Below are 362 nucleotides of genomic sequence, written 5' to 3' on the forward strand. Positions count from 1 at the left end.
CTCCTAATTCAATTCTAAATCCTCTCAATTTAACTTGTTGATCTATGCGGTCAATATACTCAAGATTTCCATTTGGTAAATAACGTACTATATCTCCAGTTTTATACAATTCCTGTTCCTCATTACTATCGAATGGAGATTTAATAAATCTTTCCGCAGTTAATTCCGGTCGTTTATAATACCCTTTTGCTAATCCCACTCCTCCAATATATAGTTCTCCATGAACACCAATAGGTACGGGTTGTAAAGAGGTATCTAATACATACATTTCAGTATTAAAAATAGGCTTTCCTATAGGTATGGATTTACTATAATTCTCTCCTGGTTTTACTATATAATTAGTACATCCAACTACTGCTTCA

1 protein-coding gene is annotated in these 362 nt (G+C 32.9%); it reads right to left on the reverse strand.

Going from position 1 to position 362, the window contains the following annotated elements; translation table 11 throughout:
• A partial coding sequence (locus tag MR170_RS31255; protein WP_242310698.1) for an AMP-binding protein occupies positions 1-362 on the reverse strand: 362 nt, incomplete at both ends.

It is taken from the genome of Bacillus cereus group sp. BfR-BA-01524 (genome assembly GCF_022662595.1).
Taxonomy (GTDB): domain Bacteria; phylum Bacillota; class Bacilli; order Bacillales; family Bacillaceae_G; genus Bacillus_A; species Bacillus_A thuringiensis_S.